This window comes from Chryseobacterium sp. HNCC26DJ238 (assembly GCF_057180465.1).
This window is the reverse complement of the sequence record NZ_JBXUGI010000005.1, coordinates 251822-278106: the sequence shown is the minus strand read 5'-3', so window position 1 is coordinate 278106 and position 26285 is coordinate 251822. Positions and strand designations below refer to the sequence as shown.

The 26285-nt window shown below is 35.7% G+C and carries 22 protein-coding genes and 1 pseudogene; 2 read left to right on the top strand and 21 right to left on the bottom strand.

All coding sequences use genetic code 11. From position 1 onward, the window contains the following. The 21 genes and pseudogenes from AC2A07_RS07015 to dnaK form a co-directional block, all read right to left on the bottom strand. A partial coding sequence (locus AC2A07_RS07015) for a SprB repeat-containing protein (protein WP_484049827.1) occupies positions 1-1686 on the bottom strand: 1686 nt, incomplete at its 3' end. A gap of 16 nt (positions 1687-1702) precedes the next feature. Beyond that, positions 1703-2635, bottom strand: coding sequence for a formyltransferase family protein (locus AC2A07_RS07010; protein WP_484049826.1), 933 nt, complete (start codon positions 2633-2635; stop codon positions 1703-1705). Next, positions 2632-3753: a type 1 periplasmic-binding domain-containing protein gene (locus AC2A07_RS07005; RefSeq protein ID WP_484049825.1), complete on the bottom strand. Its 1122-nt coding sequence runs from the start codon at positions 3751-3753 to the stop codon at positions 2632-2634. Before AC2A07_RS07005 ends, AC2A07_RS07010 begins: the two co-directional genes overlap by 4 nt. Before the next feature lie 55 nt (positions 3754-3808). Continuing rightward, a complete protein-coding gene (locus tag AC2A07_RS07000; protein WP_484049824.1) occupies positions 3809-4351 on the bottom strand; it encodes a phage tail protein in 543 nt (180 codons plus the stop codon). A gap of 32 nt (positions 4352-4383) precedes the next feature. After that, complete coding sequence (locus AC2A07_RS06995; RefSeq protein ID WP_484049823.1) at positions 4384-4923, bottom strand: phage tail protein; 540 nt, start codon at positions 4921-4923, stop codon at positions 4384-4386. A gap of 41 nt (positions 4924-4964) precedes the next feature. Beyond that, complete coding sequence (locus tag AC2A07_RS06990) at positions 4965-5504, bottom strand: phage tail protein (RefSeq protein ID WP_484049822.1); 540 nt, start codon at positions 5502-5504, stop codon at positions 4965-4967. Positions 5505-6473: 969 nt separating this feature from the next. Beyond that, positions 6474-7532 (bottom strand): hypothetical protein, encoded by a 1059-nt coding sequence (locus tag AC2A07_RS06985; protein WP_484049821.1) that lies wholly within the window; start codon positions 7530-7532, stop codon positions 6474-6476. Between the two features lie 284 nt (positions 7533-7816). Further along, on the bottom strand, positions 7817-8434 hold the full coding sequence (locus tag AC2A07_RS06980; protein ID WP_484049820.1) for a hypothetical protein: 618 nt from the start codon (positions 8432-8434) through the stop codon (positions 7817-7819). A 79-nt stretch (positions 8435-8513) separates the two neighbouring features. Beyond that, the gene (locus AC2A07_RS06975; protein ID WP_484049819.1) at positions 8514-9194 is read right to left on the bottom strand and encodes a hypothetical protein; all 681 of its coding nucleotides are present in this window, start codon (positions 9192-9194) and stop codon (positions 8514-8516) included. 11 nt (positions 9195-9205) lie between these two features. Further along, positions 9206-10378, bottom strand: a complete 1173-nt coding sequence (locus AC2A07_RS06970) for a hypothetical protein (RefSeq protein WP_484049818.1) — start codon at positions 10376-10378, stop codon at positions 9206-9208. Positions 10379-10419: 41 nt separating this feature from the next. Beyond that, complete coding sequence (locus tag AC2A07_RS06965; protein ID WP_484049817.1) at positions 10420-11883, bottom strand: hypothetical protein; 1464 nt, start codon at positions 11881-11883, stop codon at positions 10420-10422. 628 nt (positions 11884-12511) lie between these two features. Continuing rightward, a complete protein-coding gene (locus tag AC2A07_RS06960) occupies positions 12512-13123 on the bottom strand; it encodes a hypothetical protein (RefSeq protein WP_484049816.1) in 612 nt (203 codons plus the stop codon). A 299-nt stretch (positions 13124-13422) separates the two neighbouring features. Further along, on the bottom strand, positions 13423-14280 hold the full coding sequence (locus AC2A07_RS06955; protein ID WP_484049815.1) for a relaxase/mobilization nuclease domain-containing protein: 858 nt from the start codon (positions 14278-14280) through the stop codon (positions 13423-13425). Continuing rightward, complete coding sequence (locus AC2A07_RS06950) at positions 14273-14722, bottom strand: plasmid mobilization protein (protein WP_484049814.1); 450 nt, start codon at positions 14720-14722, stop codon at positions 14273-14275. The genes AC2A07_RS06955 and AC2A07_RS06950 overlap by 8 nt, the downstream gene beginning before the upstream one ends. A gap of 148 nt (positions 14723-14870) precedes the next feature. Next, positions 14871-15749: a toprim domain-containing protein gene (locus tag AC2A07_RS06945; protein WP_484049813.1), complete on the bottom strand. Its 879-nt coding sequence runs from the start codon at positions 15747-15749 to the stop codon at positions 14871-14873. Positions 15750-15970: 221 nt separating this feature from the next. Further along, positions 15971-17201 (bottom strand): annotated as a pseudogene (locus AC2A07_RS06940) (primase-helicase family protein). Next, complete coding sequence (locus AC2A07_RS06935; RefSeq protein ID WP_484049812.1) at positions 17198-17386, bottom strand: hypothetical protein; 189 nt, start codon at positions 17384-17386, stop codon at positions 17198-17200. Before AC2A07_RS06935 ends, AC2A07_RS06940 begins: the two are co-directional and overlap by 4 nt. Positions 17387-17729: 343 nt before the next feature. Continuing rightward, a complete protein-coding gene (locus AC2A07_RS06930; protein ID WP_484049811.1) occupies positions 17730-18224 on the bottom strand; it encodes a hypothetical protein in 495 nt (164 codons plus the stop codon). Between the two features lie 268 nt (positions 18225-18492). Then, positions 18493-19677 carry a phage integrase SAM-like domain-containing protein gene (locus AC2A07_RS06925; RefSeq protein WP_484049810.1) on the bottom strand — a complete coding sequence of 395 codons (1185 nt, stop codon included), beginning with the start codon at positions 19675-19677 and terminating at the stop codon, positions 18493-18495. Further along, a complete protein-coding gene (locus AC2A07_RS06920) occupies positions 19674-20303 on the bottom strand; it encodes a helix-turn-helix transcriptional regulator (protein ID WP_484049809.1) in 630 nt (209 codons plus the stop codon). Before AC2A07_RS06920 ends, AC2A07_RS06925 begins: the two co-directional genes overlap by 4 nt. Before the next feature lie 177 nt (positions 20304-20480). After that, positions 20481-22379 carry a molecular chaperone DnaK gene (gene dnaK, locus AC2A07_RS06915; protein ID WP_484049808.1) on the bottom strand — a complete coding sequence of 633 codons (1899 nt, stop codon included), beginning with the start codon at positions 22377-22379 and terminating at the stop codon, positions 20481-20483. Between the two features lie 469 nt (positions 22380-22848). Between dnaK and ppk1 the strand changes: the two genes are divergently transcribed. Both ppk1 and AC2A07_RS06905 read left to right on the top strand, forming a co-directional pair. After that, positions 22849-24921 (top strand): polyphosphate kinase 1, encoded by a 2073-nt coding sequence (ppk1, locus tag AC2A07_RS06910; protein ID WP_484049807.1) that lies wholly within the window; start codon positions 22849-22851, stop codon positions 24919-24921. Positions 24922-25144: 223 nt separating this feature from the next. Then, a complete protein-coding gene (locus AC2A07_RS06905) occupies positions 25145-26026 on the top strand; it encodes a Ppx/GppA phosphatase family protein (RefSeq protein WP_484049806.1) in 882 nt (293 codons plus the stop codon). Positions 26027-26285: the final 259 nt, after the last annotated feature.

Genomic DNA, 26285 nt, shown 5'->3' with positions numbered 1-26285 from the left:
TACTACCGTATATATTCCGGCTGCAAGACCGGTTCGGTCTTCTGTCGTGATTCCACCACCCCAATTGAAAGTGTAAGGTGCCGTTCCTCCCGCTGGTGTTAAATTGATCGCTCCGGTAGAACCTCCGTTACATGCTATATTCGTTACTACAGTCGTTCCACTCACTGCAGACGCTGGTTGGGTTACCGTAGCATTTACCGTCGCGGTACATCCGTTTGCATCGGTGATGATTACCGTATATGTTCCCGCTGCAAGACCGGTTCGGTCTTCCGTGGTCACACCACCACCCCAGTTGAAAGTGTAAGGTGCCGTTCCACCGGCTGGCGTTAAATTGATGGCTCCGGTAGAAGCTCCGTTACATGCTATATTCGTTACTACCGTGCTTCCGCTAACTGCAGAAGCCGGTTGATTAATGGTGAAGGCTCTCGTGGTCTGGCATCCTGAATTATCCGTTACCGTTACGGTATAGGTTCCTTCCGAAAGGCCGGTAGCCGTTGCCGCCGTGCCGCCTGCAGGTGACCACGAATAGGTATAAGGTGCGACGCCTCCTGAAGGTACAACCGTAGCCGAACCGTTGGAGCCTCCATTACAGGATACGTCAGTTTTGCTTCCCGCTGTACTGATGTTGGTCACCGTTAGTGTGGCAGCATTGGAAGTAGCGGACCCGGAACCAGTTGCCACAGCACGGTACTGATAACCGTTCATTGCTGCAGTGGCCCCGGTAATGGTCAATGTATTGGTCATCACTCCTGAATAAGGATCGGTATTGGTTAAAGCGATAAATCCGCTTCCTGTATTTTGATACCATTGATAGGAAGTCGCTCCGGAAGCACTGACCGTAAATGTCGTGGTACCTCCTGCACAGATCGTCCGGTTGGCAGGGTTGGCTGTGATTACAGGCGTACTTGCCAGAAAGGTGCATCCTGAATACTGCGACCCTGCTGAAATGCTAAGTATCCAACTGCTCATGGTCATGACCGCTGTTCGAATATTGGCAGCTGTTGAAGCAGGTACCCCAGTACAGTTAAACTTTCCCGATCTGGCTAATGTATTACCGGATACAGATCCTGTATAAAATGCATTGGTTCCCCCTGTAAGCCCCGGTGGCATTAAGGAAGCATTGGGACTTCCAACAGCATCAGAGTTCCACCCTGCTGTTGTAGATCCTGTTGTATAGAAATAATTGATTCCTGCAATACACGTCACATTACCACCGGTAACACTTCCGCCTCCACCCTGAAAAGCGATGACCTGATCTCCTACGGAGGATAATGACAGGCCATTGGAGGATGATCCTTCGGTAAGTGTAACAGTACCATTTAAGGTCGATACACTGGCTGCAGGATTATAGACATAAGCCGTTAAACCCGAAATGTATACCTCCGTACCGGCCGGCAGTGCGGTACTGCTGGTCCAGGTAACGGTAGATTCTGAGGCCGATGAGACCTGCCATACATTGCTTCCCTGGTAGCCCCGGTCGGTAAAGCTTATTTGTGTTGTGCTCGAAATAGGAGTGAGCAAAACAAATGAAAATACATCTACCGCAGTAGAACTGGAATCGTAGGAGGTAAACACAATCCCTCCGGGGGAGAGCGTAGTTTGCGCCTGCGCATATCCCAGCATCAACGCTCCCGCGATGACGACTGTACGCGCAAGGGTTTTGATTTTAGAATAAAAATTTTTCATTGTTAATATATTTAAGTTATAAATTCATAAACTTTTCACCTTTTCTGAGACCAAAAGCGGACAATTTATACCCGCTCATGAAACCTTCTTCCGTGTAGACGATGTCTAATCTCAGATTTGAATGATGACTGCATTTCACGATCAATCCGTTTTCCTGATCCAAGGATAATATGGTTCCGGGAGATCCTGTATGATTTTTATTGATTACAGTAGCTTCCGCTATCCGTATGTTCCACCCGTTCCATTGGGTATAAGCACCTTTATTCCAAGGATTGCAGGCTCTTACCAATGCTTCTATGGTTTCTGCATCCTGTCTTTCCCAGGAAATACAGACGTCGGATGCACCCGGCTTCGGATAATACCCTGCCTGATCTTCTTTCTGTTCTGTTCCCTCAAAATGATTTTGTAAAAGATTTAAAAGTTCATTCAGAAGATCAGCACCCAACCATGACAGACGGGTGCACAGGGAGCCATGCGTCATATCTTCAGTTACAGGAATACTTTTCTTAAGAATGACAGCTCCTTTATCAATATGCTTATTCATAGCATGCACAGTAATTCCAGATTGTCCGACGCGGCTTCTGACGACTTCAAAAACCGGATCTGCACCCCTCATTTCAGGTAAAAGCCCATAATGGAAGTTGTAAAATATACCCGGATACAGCATCAGGATTTCAGAAGAGATTTTCCACGGAAAAGTCATGCTAAAAACGGTATCGGCACCTGAAATTTTTATCATTTCTTTGATCTGATCATTACAGTTTTCCCCGGACATGATCAAAAGAGGTATTCCTGAATGTCTGGAAAGCATCGAGCAAAAATCGATGACGTCCGCATTATTACCGGGCACTCCTAAAGCACAAAGCCGGCCTGCTGCCTGCAAGGCCTGCAATGCCGGAAATGCCATCCGATTGTTACATAAGACTGCTATTTTTTGTGAATTTGTCATGATTCCAGGCAGGCATAAGCATTAAACCAGGTATTGGTCTCTATGGTTCTTATATATTCCATGTTCTTTTGCAAACCTTCGCGTTCCGCCCCGGTGACGGAAGATTCATGAATATTTTTCAGCAGACAGTTTCCGGTGTGTTCATCTTTTGAGACGGTTGCATAATAAACTTCTGCCTCAGAAAATCCGCTTTCAGGATTCATGTATACTTTTCCGCGTGGTGATTTGACAGACATTTCACCGAACTCCGTATTTTCCAGCCCGATGAACTGGGCAGCTTCCCATCCTAATAAAGAAAAAAGATTGGCCTTCCCATCTTTCATACCGTCCATTATTTTTACAAATATTTCATTTTCAGGGATTTCTATGTTTTTAGACCAGGCTATTGCCGCAGTCCATTCATATCCCGGGTAAGGTATTTTTCTCAGCCAGGTCTCGTCAGAAGTGAAGCACGTACCGTATACTTTACAATAACCATCTATCTCGCTGCTTCCGGCAAAAAAGTCTTCCGCCATATCGCCGCAAAAAGTAGCAAGTACGGCAGTTTCCTGCTTTTTCTCAAGAAATTCGACAAGCGGTTTTAATGTAAATTCCGAACGTTTTAACGGAGTAATATGGTTGAATACGACGGATCCTCCCTTTTCCTCAGCCGCAGCGGCATACAGATAAGAGGGGCGGTATCCGGCATCGTAAAAAGAGCAGGTAAATGCGAAATTTCTGAATCCGTCCTCAATGGCTTTCTGTGTTATCACCCGGGTGCATAAGCTTCCCTGAAGGGAAATAAACCACGCGTTGGAAAGTTTTTCGCTGAATGCAGGAAAATGATAGCCGCTGTCCAGAACAATCAGGGTTGTGCCTGAAGCTTCAAACAGAGGATGTATGAATTCTGCCGACAGCGGGTTCATATATCCTATGATGATATCGGTTCCGGCCAGTAAAAACTGTTCGCAATGGTCATAAATTTCCTCATTCTTTGCAGCAACCCCTATTCCTGCCGAAGCAATTTCATGATATCCTTCCAGACCCATGTGTTTGAGGGATTGTTTAAATCCGTCCATAATATCGAACGAAATAGACGGATAAATAACAGAGCGTGGTAAAAGTAAAGCTATTTTCATATAATTGATAAAATCTCCGGCAAAGTTGTTTTGCCGGAGAATAACTGAATAATATTTAAGACCTTGAAGGGAAAATTCCCATAGTACAGATGATGTAATTGATCCCCAGATAAGGCTGGCGGATATTAATCGGCTGGCTGCCTCCCGATGTACTTAAAGAAAATGCATTGGATATCGGCTTCATGGTACTGTCCGGCTGCTGGTTGGAATACAATCCTCCTAATGATGCCAGTGCATTTCCGGCCGGAGATCCTGAATTTCCTTCATCGGAAACTGTTTTTAAAGAAACGGTTTCAGATCCGGAAGTGTGCATATGCATTGGCATGTGCTGTACATCGCAGGTTACTGTTTCGGCACCCACGGCCATTCCTAATGAAAATACCTTGGTACCCGCTCCGACACCGGTTCCCATTGCCGTTCTTCCGGCAAAATTAGGCAGCATAAAGGTTGTTTTTCCATCACCACCGTAAATGGTTCCAAGCAGGGCAAAAAGTGCCTGGTTGGTATTGATCTGTAATGTCTGTCCCTGACAAAATGCCCAGTACTGAGGAGCAAAATTTCCGGCAAACATTCTTATTTCTGACATGGTTCCTTCCATAGTAATTGTTTTTTTATTAATAATTTAATGAATTAACCTCTTGACGGATATATCCCTTCAATACAGATAATGTAATTGGTTGCCAGCACAGGCTGTACAATACTGAATGGCACACTGCCTCCTACAATCGATAATGATCCCGATGTGGCTGCCGGTGCAATAGTCGTATCCGGTGCCAGGCTGGAATAAGCTCCCGATAAACCTGCCAGCACATTACCTGCCGGAGACCCGGTATTCCCTTCATCCGAAAAGCAAGGGAATGTAATGGTTGCCGCAGCAGTATGGCTGTGTGCAGGCATTTGTGCCGTAGTCATGGTAACCGTCTCGTTTCCTGCAGTCTCTCCCAAATTGATCAGAGACAGGCCTGCTCCCTGGCCTGTTCCTACAGCAGTTCTTCCGCGAAGATCCGGAACACCGAATGTAGTCTGGCCGTCACCGCCGTAATAAGTCCCTACGATTGAGTAGGCTGCGGTATATTCTGATATACTGTAAAGCGTTCCGTCACAGAATGCCCATCCTCTCGGAGCGAAATTTCCGCCGAATAATCTGATTTCTCCTATATAACCTTCCATAATGATGTCTTTAATTGTTATTTACTTTTTTAATTCAGTGCTTATGATCTTTGAGGGAAATCGCCGTAAAGACAGATGATATAGTTCATTCCAAGGGAAGGCTGAACAAAGGTTAGTGCATTGTTCCCACCTGAAGCGCCGATCTGTAAAGCAAACGGAATAGCTTTCGTATTGGAATCGGTAGCCTGGCTACTATACATCATGTCCTTGGACGCAAGTACATTATTTGCCGGAGTTCCTGAGTTTCCCTCATCCGAATAAGCCGGGATCACCACATTGCCTGATAGGCTGTGTGTATGTGCCGGAAGATTGGCCATTGTGAGCGTGACCGAGTTAGTTCCGAGCTTTGCTCCCTGCGGATAAAAAGATAAACCGGGCCCTTGTCCTACCCCTACAGCCGATCTTCCGGCCAGGTTCGGAAGTGCGAAGTTGTTAACCCCATCTCCGCCATAAGTGGTTCCTAAAAGTGAGAATAATGCCGTATTTGACCTGATGGCCAATATGCTGCCATCGCAATACTGCCAGTTTTTGGGAGCAAAGTTTGCGGCAAAAAGTCGGATTTCTCCAATTGTTCCGTCCATAATTACTTGTTTTTATAAAAGTTTAAATTTCAAATAGGTCAATATACCCTATCAAAAGATTATTGATAATGATTTATAGATAAACCCTACGGATAATATCCCGCAGGTGTTTGATGATTTAAAGTGGCAGGAAGGTTTACTGCTGATGCAGATTACTCAGCATGACAGACAGATCTGCATTTCAAAGTTTATGAAGATGGCAGAAATTGAATAGTTCTGTGGAATTTTTCATGTTAATATAGTTTTGGATAGTTAAAGTTTTTTAAATCATTAAATGATCACTACAAATATATATTTATTATTAAATAAAAAACAAACAAAATATTAAAAAGTTACAAAATTCACATAAGTTTAATATTTATTACAGAATACTTTTTTTACTTTATATATTTATATGAAGTATATCTAACTGTTGACAAAATTAATTTTTTCCAGTCACACATCATTCCGTATTTCTACTGAATTATTAACCGAATTACGATATCTTCATTTTTATAATCTGACAACTCTATAATTATTTACATCGTCAACAGGAGAGCTAAAAGAGCTGCCCAAAACATAACACCAGAAAGCAAAAGGGCGATTTACAAGCACCAAATAAAGAAGTTATATAATGCTCCTCTAAAAAATATTGACAGTGATTCTAAAGAGTTAAAACAAAAATTTCGAATGAGATATAGGTTTGTAAAAAATGAATTGGGAGAATACGATTTGGAACCAGTAAAGATGCCCGTGAAAAAACAATCTAATTATATATCTTATTTGAAAAGATGCGATAGAATTTTTAATAGAGATGAGAATAACTCATTCTTGAATCAAGTGAAAAAAAGACAGAATATTTTAAACCACGCCATTAAGAAATATCTAAATAAAAATTTTTAGCTATCAGAATAGAACATATTTTCTTTTTAAAAGCAAAAGTGGTTTGGTTGTTTACTGTAATATAGGAAAAATATAGGAGGATGAGGATTATTGGTTGAATCTCTTGTCCTCATATTTTGCTCTTTCAGTTTTCAAAGATACCAGCCAGTCAAGATACATTTGTTGTGGCATACTACGGTAACCTATCTTATGGATGTGCGCATATTCCTTATTCATAAGATCAAATAATTCTTTAGCTTTCGGATCGCTTAATGTAGCCTGAATATCTGTTGTATTATGCTCTTTCATCAGTTTTTGGAACTGTTTCGTATGGGTTTCTGCTTGTAATAGCAAAGCATTGGCTAAATATGGATAGATTTGAATTGCTCTTTCTGCGCATTTCATCGGAAAACTCCAATCATTGTCAGGAAAACTTCTATTATAAGCATTTCCTAGATCAACTAAAAGAAGTGCAAGACTTTCTTTATTAGTAAGAGCTTTTAGATATACACCATTTTGGACAGCTTCTAAATGAATAAATCCTGAAGCCATTAACCAACTGTCCTGCGGAAATATGCCACTTGTAAGTTCGGTATTATACCAACCCAAAGATTTTATATTATGTTTGATATAAACGTGATTTGGAGCGAGTGCCAAATTTGCATCAACTCCTAATTCTTCTGCTAAAATCTTATAAAGATATGGCATCGAATTACAGTTGCCTTTCTGCGTGTCTAACAATTTTGAGACAAAGAGATTTGAGAATTCCTTATTCCCAAAAACATCATCAAAATCATAAGTGAAAGGTTTATATTTGACAGTGTCATTCCTTACAATTACAGGAGTTGTTTGGCATAAGACTGTGAAAATGGCAGCATATTTACTTACCTTTTCTTTATCCCTATCAGCATATTTTAAGTCTCGACTATCAACAATTTGTTTACAGAATTTTCCTAAAAATTTGACTTTTCTGTTTAAAGCCAATGTATCCAAATTTCCTTGATAATATGCATTTTCCACATCAAATACCGCTTCTTTGAAACTATACTTTTGCCTATCATTCAACATATTATCTATTGTCTGAAATGCATCAGAATAAAAATGATTATTCTGACTTTTCGCAAATCCGAAAATAGCAACTGCTAAAATGAAAAAAAATCTTTTCATTATTTTTTATTGTTTTGGTTTATAGAATCTTTTACTTTAATTATGTCAGACTTGTGTTTATTATTATATTCTTCAACTCTTCTATTCCACGTATTAATTTGATTTCTTTCTTTGACTAAATAAAAATTCCAATAAATAAATCCCCAATATGCTATAAAAGCTATTAGTATAATAGAAATTATTATAATAATTCGTTTAACTTTTTTACTCGGTTGCATATAACTGTGGACTACCAAGAAATATTGTAGAAGAAAAAATAGTAGTAATATATATTTAACCCAATATTAATAACAATTCATTTCAAAATGTGACAATTGCTTACTTTCTGAATTATACACTGTAATTATTAAAGGTGTATATTCTAATTTTATAACCTCTCCGCTAGCAGGTCGTGGAATATTGTCAACTACTTCAATATAATTAATACTATCGCCTGCCGCAAATACAGAATAAGGGCTATTAATTAAAGAACCTAATTTTAATTCTTTTCTTTCTGAAACAGAATAACATAGATAATTCCAATAATCAGCTCCTATGCCAGATGCACCAGATGCTTTACCAATAGCAATTACAATATTTTGATTTTGATTTTGTAGCAGATAAAATTTCACATCCGTTGAGTATGAAACAAAATCCTCAAACCTTTTTGCGATTGGCAGATTATTCTTCTCTAAAAACTTGTAGACCTGTACCGTGTCTAAAGGGTAATATTCTGATTCTTTAGAAATAGTTTTATTTGCAAACTTGTAAACTTTTTCAAAACAAAATTGCTTTTCATAGTTTTTAAATTTGAGAGCATTTTTCGAGTTAACATTTAGCTCTTCTAAAAGATTTTTATTATTAGAGCTAAGCAATAGAACTGATAGTAATAAACTTTTTAATATTATTTTGAAATGAGCCATTTTGTGTAGTATAATCTAGCTTATAAGTAATAAATATTATTGTTTTATTTCACTATTCTTGATTATATTAATGAATTCCTTATTTTAATTCAATTTCCGAAATCTCAAAGTTTTTTGCAGCATCGTTAAATTTCAATTCATCAAGAAAATAGGCATTAGGATTACATATGGTATTTATATCGCTATAATAAGCAACCTTAACAAAAACTTTTGGTATCTCCTTTTTGCATACTTTTTTCTTTTTGAATTTTTTGATTGGTTGAAATTTATTTAAAGTATAAATGTCAAAATCCTCTATAAATTCTGAGGAGTTTTTAAAATCCATTGTTATTATGCTAAATGTATACTCAGAAAATGGGAGGATTTTATAGAAGTCATAAACAGTTTGATAATTTTTTATAATCCTATCTTGGAATATTATTTTATCGGAATACTTCGTAAATAAATAAGGTAGCAGCGGAAGAAATGAAATGTTAACTTCGTTTTTTTTCTTATCATAACGATATAAATATGGCGATATACTTATATCATTTTCAAAATAACTTTTAAATAAATAGATGGTGTTGGGGGTGTTATTTAAGACTTTGATAGTGATAGAGCCATCAGAATACTTTGCATTTATAATAACATCCTTTGTATCAGTTTTATCAACAATTTCTGTTCCTTTTGTTTCACATAGACAATATGAACTCCGTACTTGCTGGGCTTTGAAATTGTAAATAGATAAAATTACCAATATAAATGTATATACATTTTTCATAATATAATATTTTAATGTTGTTCCCAGACAGAGCCTGATCCAGTTGTCACGGTTTTATTATGTGTCTCATCAGGATTTCTTTTAGGCATATTCATTTGAGTACGGGCTTTATTATCATAATTCAAAACTTTATCTTGAGATTTTCCAGCATTAACTACGTGTCCCAAACCGTGTATTGTAGAACTTTCAGGATTTGTTTGAACTGTGGCGGGCTTAAAATTGGGAGGGTCATTTGGAGAGGGCATAGTTCCTTTAGATGAATAATAATTACTTGTCACTTCCATAACATTTACCGAAGCTGCTCCATTTGGGTCTACTATAACGTAATTTTCAGATAGGTTTGAATTTTCCGCTTTTAAAATTGTGGACTCTCCTCCTGATTTAGAAGCATCAATAGGAATTGAATTTCCATTATTATCAACAATAGAATAGTTTTTTTCATAGATAACATTAGTAACATCTTTTGACGACATTAAATTATCTAACCCCTTATATATTGCTTTTTGGTCTGAATTGAAATTTTTGGTATCTCCTGTATAAGATAACTTTCCATTACTATCATAACTGAAATTACTTGCTTCTTTTCCAAATACACTACTCAAAGTTTTATTAAATTGAGTTTGATATTTTTGCGGAACAACAATATCCACAGGAGCTAAGCCTGTAGGATCAGTATTTCTAATTGGGTTTTGAAACGCATAGTTATATGGTGACCAATTTGAAAACTCTTCACTTAAAGGATCGGGAGAAATCCAACGTCCGTGCGTGTCACCAATTGGCTGTGCATCAGGATCAGATAGATCAATTTCTCTTACCTCAATTATATTTCCGCTTTTTGTGTTGTATCTTATAGAACCGATAACCACAATACTATCCGTATCGTGAAACTCCAAATATTTGCCTTTGCTTAAAGTAGCAATCTTAGGATAGTATCCATATTTTTCAAAAGGATTTCCTATTGCTATATTCTTTCGTCTGCGTTCTGCTTCTTCCGGAGTAATAGAATCTCTGGTCTTAAGAACTTCATCCATATAAGGACGATTTCTTTCTTCTTTGGTCAATTGTACAGGATTCACCCATTTCTTTTCAGTTTTCGGTTTCTGTGTGGCTGGACTCTTCTTTTTGACCTGTGCCTGTGTAAAACCTGTTATTACTGCAAAAGCAATCAATAATAATTTTTTCATAGTCATTTGTCTTTATGATGGTTAAAGTTATTTATTTTTTGTTAAAGTTTACTTGGATCTATCGGAAAATATTTAGGTTTTTTATCCTGCTTTTTCTTGTCCTCCGCTTTTTTTATTGCTTCTTGTTGTTGTTTTTGTAGCTGATACAAATGTATTCTTTGAGCCAGTGCTTCACTTTCCTGCTTATTGGTTTCGGTTTTAAGACTTCCAAGCCACGCTTCGTAAGCGGATGCAGGCATTTCAGCATATCCTAAATTATCAATTTTACCAAACTGTTGTTGTAATTGTTTAAACTGATCCACAACTTTTGGAAAATAACCTGCTCTTTCCAAATCCCTTTTATCATCAGGATTAATTCCTAGTCGTCTTAATGCAGACAACAATCTTGTCCGACTGACATTTGACTTTTCCATATTGGGGGCAATTCCGTTAGGATAAAGTTCTAATGCTTTGTCTATAACTTTATTTACAAATTCATCATACCCGAATTTGTGAACATATCCTCTTGCCAAATCAAAATATGCCATTCCCAGCAATTCTTTTTTGGTAAGGTTTTCCATATAGATTTTATTTTGAAGAGCTTCGGATTTAATGTAACCTGATTCCAATAGAAACGTATTGGTAGAAAACATTCCGTTGGTCAATTCTATATTCCGCAACTTTCCTTCATCATCTATAAATCTGATGTAGGAATGGTTAGGTGCTAATGCTAAATAAGCTTCTGTTCCCATAGCTTCCGCAAGCATCAAATAATACTGAGGCATAGAATGGCATTGCCCAGATCCCGTTTTCAGAAGTTTTGAAACAAACATTTTGCTCCAGTCCTTTTCTCCCAAGTAGTCCTTAAAATCATATTCAAAGGCTTTGTGGGTTGTTCCACCCAAATTCATATCCTTTGAGAAATACTCAAATATCATAAGGTTTTTAGAAACATTACTTTCAGTATCCTGTTTCCGTTCTCTCATTTTCTGCAACAATTGTTTTGCAGTTTTCTGTACGTCGGATTTGAATTGTGATAAATTCTGTTTATTTCCGTAAAAAGCATTCTCAACAGTAAAATTAGCATCTGTCAAAGAATAATTTTCAGCATCCATTCCTGAAAGTTTATCAAAAGCATCGTAATAGGATTGTGTTCCTGCCTTTCCTGATAATGTGGGCAGGTCATAAGACATATTTCGTCCGTTTGTTACCCATTCACGAAATTTCATTTCTTCTGCATCCTTGTTCAATTCTGCCTGTTGACGATTTCTTTCCTTTTCTTCGGCCTCAACACGTTTGAAATCCTCTAAAACCATTATTCTATTTTGCTCTTCTTGCTTGGATAAACTACCATTGATATAGTTTTGGGGAATACTTGGAATATTTGATTTTGTATTGGTAAAGGTTTGACTCGAATAATTACTAAAGGAACTTGGACTATTAGTTTGTTGGATGGTTGGGAAATTTGGTAATTGCCCAAACGTAAAATTTATAGTTGTAAAAAGAATAAAGATTATTAATTTCATATGATTATCTTTGGTTTCGCTAAATTAAGGAAAATCAACTACAATATAAAAAGGAAAACAGTAAAGGCTTTTTTCCAAATATAATAAAAAATTCATTAATTCGGATTTCAGTCCGAATTAATTTAGAGGCTATCTCTTTTATTTGTGAATATGAAAGTTGCAAATAGGAAGATTGTTGAATATATAAGGGATAACTGGGTTATTCCTATCAACAACAACAGCCTCTTTGCTACCGAATATAATATTGATGAAAAGACGGTTCGCAGAATAAAAGATGATGAAAATTATCACATAAGTCTAATAACTATTATGAGAATCTGCGAAGCAAAAAATATTACATTATCTAAATTTTTTGAAATGGTCGGAATTTAAAATTTATACTATCCTGAGTAATTTTCCATTAATATTGAGAATATAATTAACTTTCCAATTTTGTAGCCAGTGGCTACAAAATCGGTAATTCAGAAAAATCACTTGAAAATTTTGATGAAACGCCAGAATCTCTTTCTCACCTAAATATAATATTGAACGTAAAATTCTTATCCTTTCTGCAATCTGAATAGTAGGTAGTTTTCTTTGCTTTCTGAAGAGTTTGATCTGTTCTAATAATTGGCTTAGTTTAGTTTCCTTATTTATTTTGCTTACTCGCCTCAAACCCATCCTTAAACCTCAAAAAATCTCCTGCTTTCTTAGGATTATTTTTAATCCAAAGTTGCATTACTTTAGTGTTTTCCTGTAACATTTTCACCTCATTTTCGTCATAGATTTTTTTTCCTTCACCAGCAATTTCATTTAAAATATCTTGGCGTAGTTCACTTTTTGCTTTGATGCTTTCTTTGTACCATTTGGTAGCGAAATTGATGGAGGCGATGAATACTAAAATCGCAAAGACAAAAACTCCAATTCCGCTCCAAATAAATTTCTTCTTCCATTTTATATCCTTTCCAAAACCTTCCAAATAATCTTTAGCTTCTTTTGAAAGAACCATCTCTATCTGATTAGGAATACTGGCAAGGAATTCAGCTCTATTGGTTTGCTCTAATTTAAAAAAGGCTACCGTTTCATTATTGAACGACTGTCCTTCTTCCAATCTGATCTGTACCTCGTTCAACAGGGTCGTATGGTCTTCAATGGCAAACTGAAGTTTGATATTTTGTTCAATATTTTCATTGTTTGATTTGATCACATTTTCTAAAAGCTCCATTCCGTTACTTTTAGATTCTTTATTTTCATTTTCCATATTTATTTTTTAAATTTTTGATTATCGTTTTAATTTTCGCTTCTTTTTCCAGAGTTCATCTTCGTCCTTAGAAACATAGGTTAGATTAAAGAAGTCACCTAATAATCCGCCTGCAATTTCTATTAAGCTTTCATTTGTTTCTGATTTCAAATGATTTATTACACTATTTTGATTCAATGATTTTACCGCATCACCACAAAGAGAATCTATTGCCGATAGAGAGAACCCGACATTTTTCCGGAAAAAGAATCCGTTTTTTTTTGATTACCATCAACTTCATTTATCCATATATCTTTAATTTAATTTTTTTGACCAGCTTTAAATTCTCCTTTATATTGGATCTTTACAGAAAATCCTTTCTGTTGTAAATTTGCCCGAAATCCCTGTAAGTTGTCAGCGTGCTTTTGTGCTTCTCTAACTGCTTGTTTCATTTCAAATACAGATTTTATCTCAGAAATTTTCAATTGATTTGAGATTTCAGATAATTTGTAACCAGCTTTATAAATCCTTTCGGTTTCAAAATTTTTGTCTTTTTCCATCACAATCCGCATTCCCGAAATTCCATCCTTGACATTTAAAGACAATTGAATTTCAAAACATCTTTTCTTCATTGCTACGATCAGATCATCAAAATTATCTTCTGACCTAATAGCCTCGGTCAAGCTTTTCAGCATCTGAGTTTTTTTCTGAATTCCAATTTCCACATCGGTTAACAATCCTTTTTCTTTGCAAACTTCTCGAACGGCTTCTCCGAATTTTCTTCCTATATCGTGTGATTTCACGGTACATTTCCCTGAAATATCAATCCTGTTCACGATAAAATGAATGTGTTTTTGCTTTGTACTGTTATGAATATCCAATCGGAATTGGTTGTTTTCTGTCACTCCAATTTTTTCTAAAGCTTTAGTGGCGATTTCTAAAAATTCTACATCCTTCAATTTTCTGCCAATTTCGTCCGGTTGAGAGATGTAGCCTGTCAATGCCCATTTATTCACTTTGGAATTTCGGTCTGCTACAGTTTTTATTTCTAAATACTGACCTTCCGGATTTGAACTTAAAAGACAATTTGACGAAATCATTTCGGCTGTTCCTTTGTCATTTCCGTTGTATTCCAAAGCAATCTTTGTGATAGCTCTTGTGGTTGCAGAATTATTCATTTTTCTGAATTTTAGAATATAAATATTGATGAATTAATCCGATTAGATTTTCAATTCTCACTAAAATTTCTTTCTTGTTTTCAAAAACATCCCATTCACGATTTCGTAAAAGATTGGTGATTTTTTTAAAATGAGTTCCATATTGAAGTAAGATCTCATCAGTTTGAAATTCATTAATTTTCAGTTCTTTTTCGAACAAAATATTCCGGATATAGGTTGATAATTTCAGAGGATATTTTTCTTGTTTTTGAATGAGAGTTTCGTATTCGGAATTGGTCATTCGGATTGAAATAACTTTATCCAGTTTTTTATTTTCTTTGGTCTTCAAGCCACCTTTCCGACCCAATTCCTGAAAATGTTTTTTTCTCTTTTCCAGAGCAATTATAGCTTCATTTTCTTGGGTGGCTTGTTGTATAAATTCTTTTAAAAAGTCTTTTTCCATTGTGTTAATTTTAGTGTATTTAAAAACATTTCTGACGACAGGAAGAAATCAAAAATCCCAATTTTGCAATCAGCGGGTACGCTTATTGTAAACTTTGCGTACTTTTTGCACTAACTATACCACCATATTTTACTTGTATTTATTTTACTCACCTTCGCCTATGTTTCACTTGTCTTTCAGGTGATGGATTTTTGTGAATCATCCAATCATTTAAGTCTTTAAAATCTGAATACAAAACCCGACAATCTTCTGCGGTTTGATTTTCATTTCTAATCATTTCAACCGCACGATTTCCGGCTTCGTCATTGTCAAAATAAAGCTCCACTTTTTCATATTTTCCGAGTGAATTTTTAATATTATGAATCATCGAAACTGAATTCACAATGATATAATCTGAAGGTTCTTTTTCTAAAAAAATCTCTACATTTTTGAAGGAAAGAAAATCGAAAAAACCCTCAAAAACTCTTAATGAATTTGAATCGTTTTTAATTGTCGAAATGTCTTTTTTATCCAAGCAAATTTTGGAGTATTTATTACGAATTTCATAACCGCCAGAATCGTTCTTGAAACCAATTCCGAAATAGTTTTTATCATTCATTCGGTAATGAATTTCGTGTAAGAACTGGGTTTGATTTCCAACTTTTCTTTCTCTTAAATATTCCAAAAGTGCAGGATGCCAGATTTCATTCACATCAAGTATCTCATAATTTTTATTCGGGTTTTCGAACTTCTGATCAAGAATATTTTGATTTTGAAAAGAAGAAAAATTCTGACTTTCTGCACACGCTAAAACTTCATTGACTGAAGCATTCAGATACTTCTTCATAAAGTCAGTATTGTTTCCACCAATTCCTTCTGAAAATAAGTACCACTTGTTTAGATGTTTATTGATTTTAAAAGAGGCTTGGGATTCGCAGGCAAAGGGGTTAAGATACCAAGCTTCTTTTTCATTTTGTTTAGTTGGAAGGTGTCCGAGAGAAAGGAGGACTTCTTCCAACTGGATTGTATTAAATTGTTTGCAATTCATAGCTGTAAATTTTCCGTGTTTTGAGTGAGATATTTTTTGTTGAATTGTTGAGAAAACCTTGTAACTCATTGTTTTAATAACATTTAATTACTCAACAAATGCTCAACAATTCAACAAACTAGAGTTTTTCCGCTCAACAAACATTCAACAAAAAGTTGTGTTTAAAAGTTTGTTGAGGATTTTGTTGAGTTCAAAGTGTTTGATTTTCTATTCATTATCAATCAATTCAACATTTCAACACGTTTATTAAGAATAAAATCCTTTTTTACGGTGAAATAGCGACCAACTGAATTATTTTGATAGAAAATTCCTGCAAAATCAAGGTCGTATCTGATGTAAGTCAAACCATTATTTTGTGGATTTAATTTCCAAGTTTCCTTTAAAAGATTTCGAATATCATTTCTCGTCCAATAAGTAAGTCGAAACATTCTGATTATCATATTCAGCAAGTCTTGCGGAACAACATTTATTTCTTCATCATTGTTGCTTTCAAAAAACTCATAAAGCAATTCTATTATTTTAGATTCGAGTTTATTGTTGTTTTTGAAAACTAATTTCTGAAGTGCTTTTGTTCTGATCTCATCGGCGGAAAACCACATTCGTGTTTTCTTTACCGTTGAAAATGGCCTTTCAATTAAAAACCGAAGAAAATAGGGAATTTCGGAAATGAGGTTATTCAAAAACTCAGTGTTTTCCGTTTTGATCGGATTGATTTTCAGAATCCAAAATCGAATTTCGTTTTCATCAATTTGAATAAAATTCTCTTCGTTATTGGAACAAAGAATAAACTTGGCGAAAAAATCGATTTCTTCTCTATCTTTTCCTTTGGCTTCGAGTTTATCTTTATTAGTTGTCGATAGATATTTCAATCTTTCAGTGATTTCTTTCTTATCGAAAAAAACTTCATCGATTGCCACCAACAACATTGCTGCCCAATCGCTGTTAAATTGACTTCCGAATGAATCGCCTTTGATGTAAGTCATATTTAATCCGAAAATCTCTCTCAGCCATTTGATAAATGTTGATTTACCAGTTGCTCTTTCTTTAGAAACCAAACATAAAATTGGTAGAATTTGTGTTGGAAATTGCAGGAGAATTTTTAAATAATCCAAACCCATTTCCAGTTGTTCACCGAAAATATGCGCTACAAAATTCAAAGAAAATGGAATGTTATTTTTTAAATTTTCCTTTTCTGATGAAGGAGCAAATGGAATTTCATTGTTAATATTATAGAAACCCTGAACGATTTGTTGATAATTTAAATGCTCCGGAATGCAACAAAAACCGTCAAATTTTGGCACAGTTGAAACATACGTTTTTTCCGTGATCGCTCACGATTGTTTCTCGATTCCAGCGAACCAAAACAGAAGTTTTATCGCCCGAAATTAATGGCTTTTCTATTACTTTATAGTAAGTTGTACCAACTCGGATATAGGGAATTTTTTGGCTCATCTTTGTAGATTTGGGTTAGAATCCACATTTGCCTTTCTTGAATTTTTTCTGAAACTGGCTTCCGCTTCAGATTGGATTTCCTGTAAGGTTTTCTTCTTTCCTTTAGAAATCCAATCCAATAATTCGTCTTCAAAGAAGTACAGTTTCTTGCCATTTTTATAACAGGGAATCAATCTTTTCCGCACTAGAGTATAAACTGTAGGTTTAGCCTTACCGATAATTTGGCAAGCTTCTAAAATATCAATCGGAATTCTTTTTACGGGAATTATCGGAGGTTCTTTCCTTTCTACGAGAAATTTAATTTCTGCTATTTCGCTAACCAGATGCGCTACGCTCTTGGCAGATTTTCAAATGAAATGTCATTGCTATCCATAACTATTGTTTTTGATTGTTATGGTGCAAAGAAAAAAAGTGATTCGTCTGTGATCGCTATAAACACGCAATCACAGAGGAATCACTAAACATACACTTGATTTTGTGATTTTTTATGTTTTTTGGTAGTCTGTCAAGTTTTCTTGAATTTTAATATTACCTTTTTTGAGGTTCATCTTTCAAATGTGACTTGATACTATCTAAATCAATATCATCAAGCGAAACAAATACAGTTTTTAATAATTTTGAAATTTCTTCCTGTTTTATTGGTCTAAAATAATTCCAAATATTCCAACCGAAATGATAAAGGTCTAGATTACTTAATCCTTTTGTGTTGACAGAAATATCGTTAGGAATCTTTTCTTTTTTCGAATATAAACTTACGGCATTACAAAGTGCATCAAGATCTTCATCTGTTACATATAATGCAAATTGATTCCGAGTATAATCCAGAGCGATTTGTAGTTTTACACTTTCATTCTGTTGCTTTTGCTGGAGTTGAGTTTTTCTTATAGATTCCAGATTCACGGATTCTGTAGTTTGATTCACAATATTTTCCTCCGAATTTTCGACTAAATAGATTGACGTATTTTCATCAATTATTTGTTTTTGCTTCTCCCATAAATTCTCAGGATTTTCAGATGGGATCAAATCTTCAGTAGAATTTTCGGAACTGCCTTTTTTAGGGAAAATCTTTCTGAGTAAGACAATTATACCATCGAGAAATAAAATAATAAGTGCATAAAATAATAAACTTAATGCTGTGATTGACCAAAATACAATATTTGCGGTATATTCGTCACCACCTTTTCCAAGAAAAGAAATTCTTGCTAACGCTCCCCCCTATTACACATACTAATAGAACGGAAAGGTAGATGACAATGTATTCGAAATATTTTAAGTGCATTTTATAAGTTTTTTAATTGAATAGCTGTAGAAGCTTTATTTTTCTTTTCATCAACAACCTACTCACTGTGTAAATATCAGTTCCACTCGAAAGTTGAAGTGTTGCAAAAGTGTGTCTGAAATTATGAAAGGTTATTTTTTTAGTAATTCCAGCACTTTCAATCCACTTCTTGAGTGGCCGGGAAATCCAAGCTGGATCAGTCAGATTTTTAAAAATCAAATCAGTTGGAAGACCTACTTCACCACAAAGTTGTAATGCTTGTTTAGACATTGGCATATATTCTACACCTTTTGTTTTTTTTTGAGTAAAATTTATTTTTGCCTGATCGTTTTCAATACTTATTTCGTTCCACGTTAGTTTCTGAATATCGGAATGGCGTAAACCTGTTAACGCTGAAAAAAGTGCTGCTCGTTTAAGAACTTCAAGTTCGCAAGGCGTTTCAACTAAAGTATTAAGTTCATCAAGTGTTAAATATTCTCGTCTTGATTCTGCGTGCGGAATGGCTTTAATTTTAGCAGAAATATCAGTCGTAAAATATCCATCAATAAAAGCTTGTTTTAATGCAGCTTTGAATACAGAAAAATAAGTTGAAGCCGTATTTTGAGAAATAATCTCTTCCTTGTTACTACCACTTTTCGCAGTCAACAAATATGATTTAAAGTGTTCACAGAATTTTGTGTTGATCTGCGAAAACATAATTTTTTCGCCTCCAAAATCTTTTAGAAATTCTATCGAGCGATACCAATTTATTTGAATAGATTCGGAATTGTTTTTATGTCGTTTATTAACCAGCAAATCAAAATATCTCACAAAATTCTCCTGCGATTTTTCTTTTTGTTCTACTTGAATTTTGTCGAGTTCGCTGTAAAGTTCAATATTGTCATATTCTCTCTGACGTAATTTACGCATAGAATCTGCATAGAACATTGTCTCGCGGTCGTTTTCGCTTTTGCAAACGATAACACCATTGTCATCTCTTTTAGGTTTAAATGAAACGGATTCTTGGGTTGTTCTTGCAGGTCTTTTCTTATCAAAATCTACGGTTGTGACGCTCCGGTTCAAATATTCCCGAATTCTCTGAACTTTATCTTTACCTGGAATCATCACAGGATAACTTTCCAAATAAATAAACCATTCTTTTCGGAATTCGGATTTTCGCAATCGTACGGTAACTTTGGTTTTTAATAACTCTTTCATTTTCCGTCAAAAATTTTATCAATTAATTTTTTAGGAACATACACGAAACTTCCAACTTTCTTTGTCGGAATTTTGTTTCTTTTAATTAGGTTTGTTACAGTTCCTGGATCAGCGTAAAATTTTGAACTAATTTCGGAAATTGTATAACAATTACCAACTTCAAAATTGGGTTTCTCAATTATTACTTCCTTTTGTTCCGGTATTTCAACTGCTGAAAATAAATTTTCCAGATCTGATCGCTTCACACGAGTCAATCTTGAGCCTAGATTAATTCCAGTAATGATTCCTCGTTTTATACATCTGTGCACAGTATCTTTGGAAAGTCCAAACATAACAGTTGCTTCTGCAACTGAAATAAATTCCCTATTCTGAACTTCGGTAATCTTGTTCTTATATTTTTGTAAAAGAGTATCTTTTTCTACTTGTTCTTTTTCAAGTTTTTTCTTCTCTTTTAATGCTTTATTATTACAAGATAAAGAGCAAAAACGAGTCATAACTGTTTTTGCTTCAAAGGGCTTAGAGCACCGCTCACATACCCTAGGTATTTTCAATTTACTAAATCCCATTCTGAAATAACATCCTGAACATTTTCCGTTTTTTGAGTTTTTTTTATATTTAAGGCGCATAAGACGCACATACTACCCAAATAAGACGCAGTACAAATAAGATATAAAATTCAAAAAAAATCGTTTAAAGTCAACTATTGTTAGACAATGTGGAAACAAAAAAAATCGCTGTAAACATTACATTTACAGCGATTTACTAATTTATTTCAATCGGTATTAATCGATGATAATTGCTACTTACTTCACTTCTTCGAAATCTGCATCCTGAACATCTTCTGCTCCGTTTGCATTCCCTCCTTGGTTCTGAGCTCCTGCATCTGCATCCTGACCTTGTTGTCCTGCTGCATACATTTCTTCTGAAGCGGCCATCCATGCTGCGTCAAGTGCTTCAGTTTTAGCTTTCACATCATCGCCGTTTTTAGCTTCGAAAGCAGTTTTCAATTCAGCATGAGCGGTTTCGATTGCTGCTTTTTTGTCAGCAGACAATTTATCACCAAATTCTTTCAATTGCTTTTCAGTCTGGAAGATCAATCCGTCAGCTTTGTTGAAAATTTCAACTTCTTCTTTTCTCTTTAAGTCAGATGCAGAGTTTTCCTGAGCTTCTTTTTTCATTCTTTCGATTTCCTCGTCAGAAAGACCTGAAGATGCCTGAATTTTGATCGACTGCTCTTTTCCTGTACCCTTATCTTTTGCAGAAACGCTAAGGATTCCGTTTGCATCAATGTCGAAAGTTACTTCGATCTGAGGAACTCCTCTCTGTGCAGGTGGAATATCAGTAAGGTCAAATCTGCCGATCTCTTTGTTATCGTTGAACATTGGTCTCTCACCCTGTCCTACTCTGATACTTACAGCTGGCTGGTTATCAGAAGCTGTAGAGAATACTTCAGATTTTTTAGTCGGGATTGTCGTGTTAGACTCGATCAATTTGGTAAACACAGACCCCATTGTTTCGATTCCTAAAGAAAGTGGAGTAACATCTAATAAAAGAACGTCTTTCACATCTCCTGTAAGAACACCTCCCTGAATCGCTGCACCGATCGCTACAACCTCATCCGGGTTAACTCCTTTCGAAGGCTTTTTACCAAAGAATTTTTCAACTTCTTCCTGGATAATAGGGATTCTTGTAGAACCACCTACCAAGATTACTTCGTCGATATCTGAGATTGAAAGACCAGCATCAGAAAGTGCTTTTTTACAAGGCTCCATTGATCTTCTTACCAGGTCAGCAGACAACTGCTCAAATTTAGCTTTCGTCAAAGTCTTCACTAAGTGCTTAGGACCTGTAGCCGTAGCAGTAATATAAGGAAGGTTGATTTCAGTCTGAGGAGAAGAAGACAATTCAATTTTCGCTTTTTCAGCCGCTTCCTTCAATCTCTGTAATGCAATTGCATCAGATTTTAATTCAACCCCTTCTTCAGCTTTAAATTCGTCAGCCATCCAGTTGATGATTACATCATCAAAGTCATCACCTCCTAAGTGAGTATCTCCGTTTGTAGACAATACTTCAAATACACCGTCTCCCAAATCAAGGATAGAAACGTCAAAAGTACCGCCTCCAAGGTCATAAACAGCAATTTTCTGATCTTTGTGAGCTTTATCCATACCATAAGCCAAAGCAGCTGCTGTAGGCTCATTGATAATTCTTTCTACGGTAAGTCCGGCAATTTCACCAGCTTCTTTAGTAGCCTGTCTCTGAGCATCATTAAAGTAAGCAGGAACAGTAATTACTGCTCTTGTCACTTCCTGTCCAAGATAATCTTCTGCCGTTTTCTTCATTTTCTGAAGAGTCATTGCAGAAATTTCCTGTGGAGTATATTCTCTGTCGTCAATTTTTACTTTTACCGTATCGTTCGGTCCTGCTACAACCTCATAAGGAACTCTTGAGATTTCTTTAGCATCTTCTTTGAAATGGGTTCCTATGAATCTTTTAATAGAATATACCGTTTTCTTTGGGTTGGTTACAGCCTGTCTTTTTGCAGGGTCCCCTACTTTTCTTTCACCATCTTCTGTAAACGCAACGATAGAAGGAGTTGTTCTTTTTCCTTCAGCATTAGGAATCACTACAGCATCCTTACCTTCCATTACGGCAACGCAAGAGTTAGTGGTACCTAAGTCAATTCCAATAATTTTACTCATAATATTTATTTTTTTTGATTTTTAAAATTTAATTACACTCTCAGTTTCTCAATATCTGTACCATTAGAATTTTTATGACAAATTGACAGTTTCATAAATTCTTAATTGAAATAAGGACAATAATCTTCTGAAAGATTTTCAGCAGAATGACAAAATAGATCTAACAGAAGGAAAAGGATGTTAATTTTAAAATGAAGAATTTCAATAATACCGGAAATACAAGCAGTATAACCAAACGGATAAGATAAAAGCGAGATTTTTCAAACTAAGATCCTGTTTGTTCAGAAATTTTCCTGTAAGCCAATACCATATTTCCTCTGAATCCCTCCATTGAATATAATTTAATCTTAAACGCAACCTTTTTCTTTAACCCACTTTTACTTCAACTAAAAATTTAATTAAGAATTAACTTTGGAATCAGGTAAAAGATTAGTTTTATTATTATTTTTGATAAATTTTACTACTGTTTATGTCCGTACATTTTAATCCCAGAGATATCACCTGGTTAGCATTTAATGAGAGAGTTTTACAGGAAGCAATGGATGAAAAGGTGCCGCTTCACCTGAGAATAAGATTTCTCGGGATTTTCTCCAATAACTTAGATGAATTCTTCAGAGTACGTGTCGCAGGTCTAAAACGGGCAATGGATTTTAAAGAAAAAGTAATTGCCGAATCATTTTATCAGCCGCCTTCAAAAATTCTTCAGAGAATCAATGAGATTGTGATTACCCAGCAGGCAGATTTTGACAAAACATGGAAGAAAATCCAGGTTGAAATGGCAGAACAGAAAGTATTTATCAAGACTTCCAAGAACCTTACTGCCAGACAGAAGGAATTTGTGAGAAAGTATTTTGATGAAGTAGTAGAATCCAACGTCATTCCTATTCTTCTTCACGAAAACACACCGATGCCTTACTACAGGGATAAGAGTCTTTACTTAGGCATCGCAATGAGAAAAAAAGACTGGCAGTATCACAGCAACTATGCAATTATTGAGATCCCGTCCCGCTTTGTGGGAAGATTTGTCCTGTTGCCGACTGAAGATCCGGAAGAAAAAAATGTCATGCTCCTGGAAGATGTTATTACCTTTAACCTTCCGCATATTTTTTCATATTTCGGTTATGACGAATTTTCCGCCAACTCTTTTAAAGTAACTAAAGATGCAGAAATGGATATCGATAACGACATCAAAACCAATTTTGCTGAAAAAATAGAAAAAGGCCTTAAAAACAGACGTAAAGGAAAACCTACCCGTTTTGTTTTTGATAAAGATATGGATAAAGCAATGCTTGAACTGCTCATCCGGAAATTAAACTTAAGCAAAAAAGACAGCATTATTCCGGGTGGAAAAATTCATAATTTCAAACATTTTATGGATTTTCCGGATGTCTTTGAATATTATAAGAAACCAATTGAAAGAACTTCATTTACCCATCAGGCTTTTGAACATGGTGAAAGGGTGACCGACGTCATTCAGAAACAGGATGTTCTGCTCAGCTTCCCTTACCATACCTACACGCCTGTAATTGACTTACTTCGTGAAGCAGCGATGGATCCTGATGTGAAATCCATTCAGATTACCGCTTACCGTCTCGCCAGCAACTCAAAGATAAGCAATGCCTTGATTTATGCTGCCAGAAATGGAAAGGAGGTAACGGTCATGCTTGAGCTTCAGGCAAGATTTGATGAAGAGTCTAACCTAATGTGGAAAGAAATGTTTGAACCGGAGGGAATCACTGTTCTTATCGGAATTCCGGATAAAAAAGTGCATGCAAAACTGTGCATCATCAAGAAACGGGTTCATAATAAAACCTTACAGTACGGCTTTGTCAGCACTGGAAATTTCAACGAAAAAACAGCAAGAATCTATGGTGACCATCTGATCATGACCTCTGACAGAGGAATTATGGCTGATATCAATAAAGTCTTTACCGTTCTGAAAAAACCTAAAGAAGATTACCTGTCGGTTTTAAAAACCTGTAAAAACTTATTGGTCTGCCCGCAGTTTATGCGGGAAAAAATTGTAAATCACATTGATAAAGAAATTGAGGAGGCTAAAGCAGGCAGAAAAGCTGAAATGATCATTAAAGCCAATTCTGTAAGTGACCGTGCTCTGATCACAAAACTATATGATGCAGCATCCGCCGGTGTTGTGATCAAAATTATTGTGAGAGGTATCTACTGCGCCATTAACCAGAAAGATTTCAAGGAGAAAATAAAGGCCATCAGCATCGTAGATGAATACCTTGAACATGCAAGAGTCATGTATTTTTACAATAAAGGTTCAGAAGACATCTACATTTCCTCTGCAGACTGGATGAACAGAAATCTGGATTACCGGATAGAAGCTGCTGCAAAAATTACGGATAAGAATCTTAAGAAAGAGCTGAAAGACATTTTGGATATCCAGCTGAGAGACAATGTAAAAGCAAGAATTCTCGATAAAAAACTGAGTAACGAATACATCAGTAATGACCAGAAAGAATGCCGCTCACAAATTGAAACCTACAAATATCTGAAAGCAAAAACTACCGTAAAATAGCTTTGGGAAGAGGTTTTGAAGTCTTTCCAATAAGTATAAACAAATTATTTTGTAAATTCGGCTTTTAAAAATGAAATTTTACTTTTCATTCAGCCAAAAAGGATAAAAAATCCCTACAGGATTTATGAAATTATGCCCTTCAGAAATTGAAGAAATTAATTTTAATGAATTTATTTTTTTTTAAATTAAACAACTGAAATTCAATCAAAAACACAGTCAACAAATGATTATTGCAGCGATAGACATAGGAAGTAATGCAGCCCGACTTTTAATCAACGAAGTGAAAATTCAGAACGGAATTCCCGAATTTATTAAACTGAATCTCCTGAGGATTCCCCTGAGGCTGGGGATGGATGTCTTTACCCTTGGAAAAATAGGGGAAGAAAGAGAAAAAATGGTCCTTGATTCAATGAAGATTTTCAGTGACCTAATGAAAGTATACAAAGTTGAACACTACAGAGCCTGTGCCACCAGTGCCATGCGTGACGCTGAAAACGGAAAGGAAATTATCGAAAAAGTTAAAAACACCTCAAAGATCAATATCGAAATTATTTCAGGGGATGAAGAAGCAACCCTAATTTACGAAAATCACGTTGCTGAAGGGCTTGATAAAGATTTCGCCTATCTGTATGTTGATGTTGGCGGGGGTTCTACCGAACTCACGTTCTATGAAAATGATGAAATGATTTACGAAAAATCTTTCAATATCGGAACCATCCGTCTTCTAAACAATCTTGTTACAGAAAACAACTGGAAGGAAATGAAAGAGGAAATAAAAGCCAATATTACCAGTAAAAAGCAAGTTGTAGCGATCGGTTCCGGTGGGAACATCAACAAAGTGTTCTCCATGAGTAAAACCAAAGACGGAAAACCGATGTCAATTGCTTACCTTAAAAAAGCATATAAGGAATTCAATGATCTTACTGTTGAAGAAAGAATGACAAAATACGGATTCAGGGAAGACAGAGCTGATGTATTGGTTCATGCTTTGAAAATCTATAATTTTGTCATGCACTGGGCAGACATCAATAAGATTTTTGTTCCAAAAATTTCGGTAGCAGATGGATTGATTCACCATATTTATAAGAAGGTTTCGGCAGAATAGAAAATAATTATATTTTAATACAATCCGGTTGCGCAAGTGACTGGATTTTTTTTGGAGCTGATTCCCGCTTTCCGTTGTATCTTTTTCCCAACCGCCTTTTTCCAACACAAAAAAGGATGTCACTGCAATCGGGGCTAAAAATTAATTTTAATCTCAATTCGGGATAAGGCTCTATAAAACGCAAGCTAAACAAAATAACAATCACTTGATTTTCAAAAATTTAAACCAGACGAAGACGTGAAACTTATCAAAGTAATAC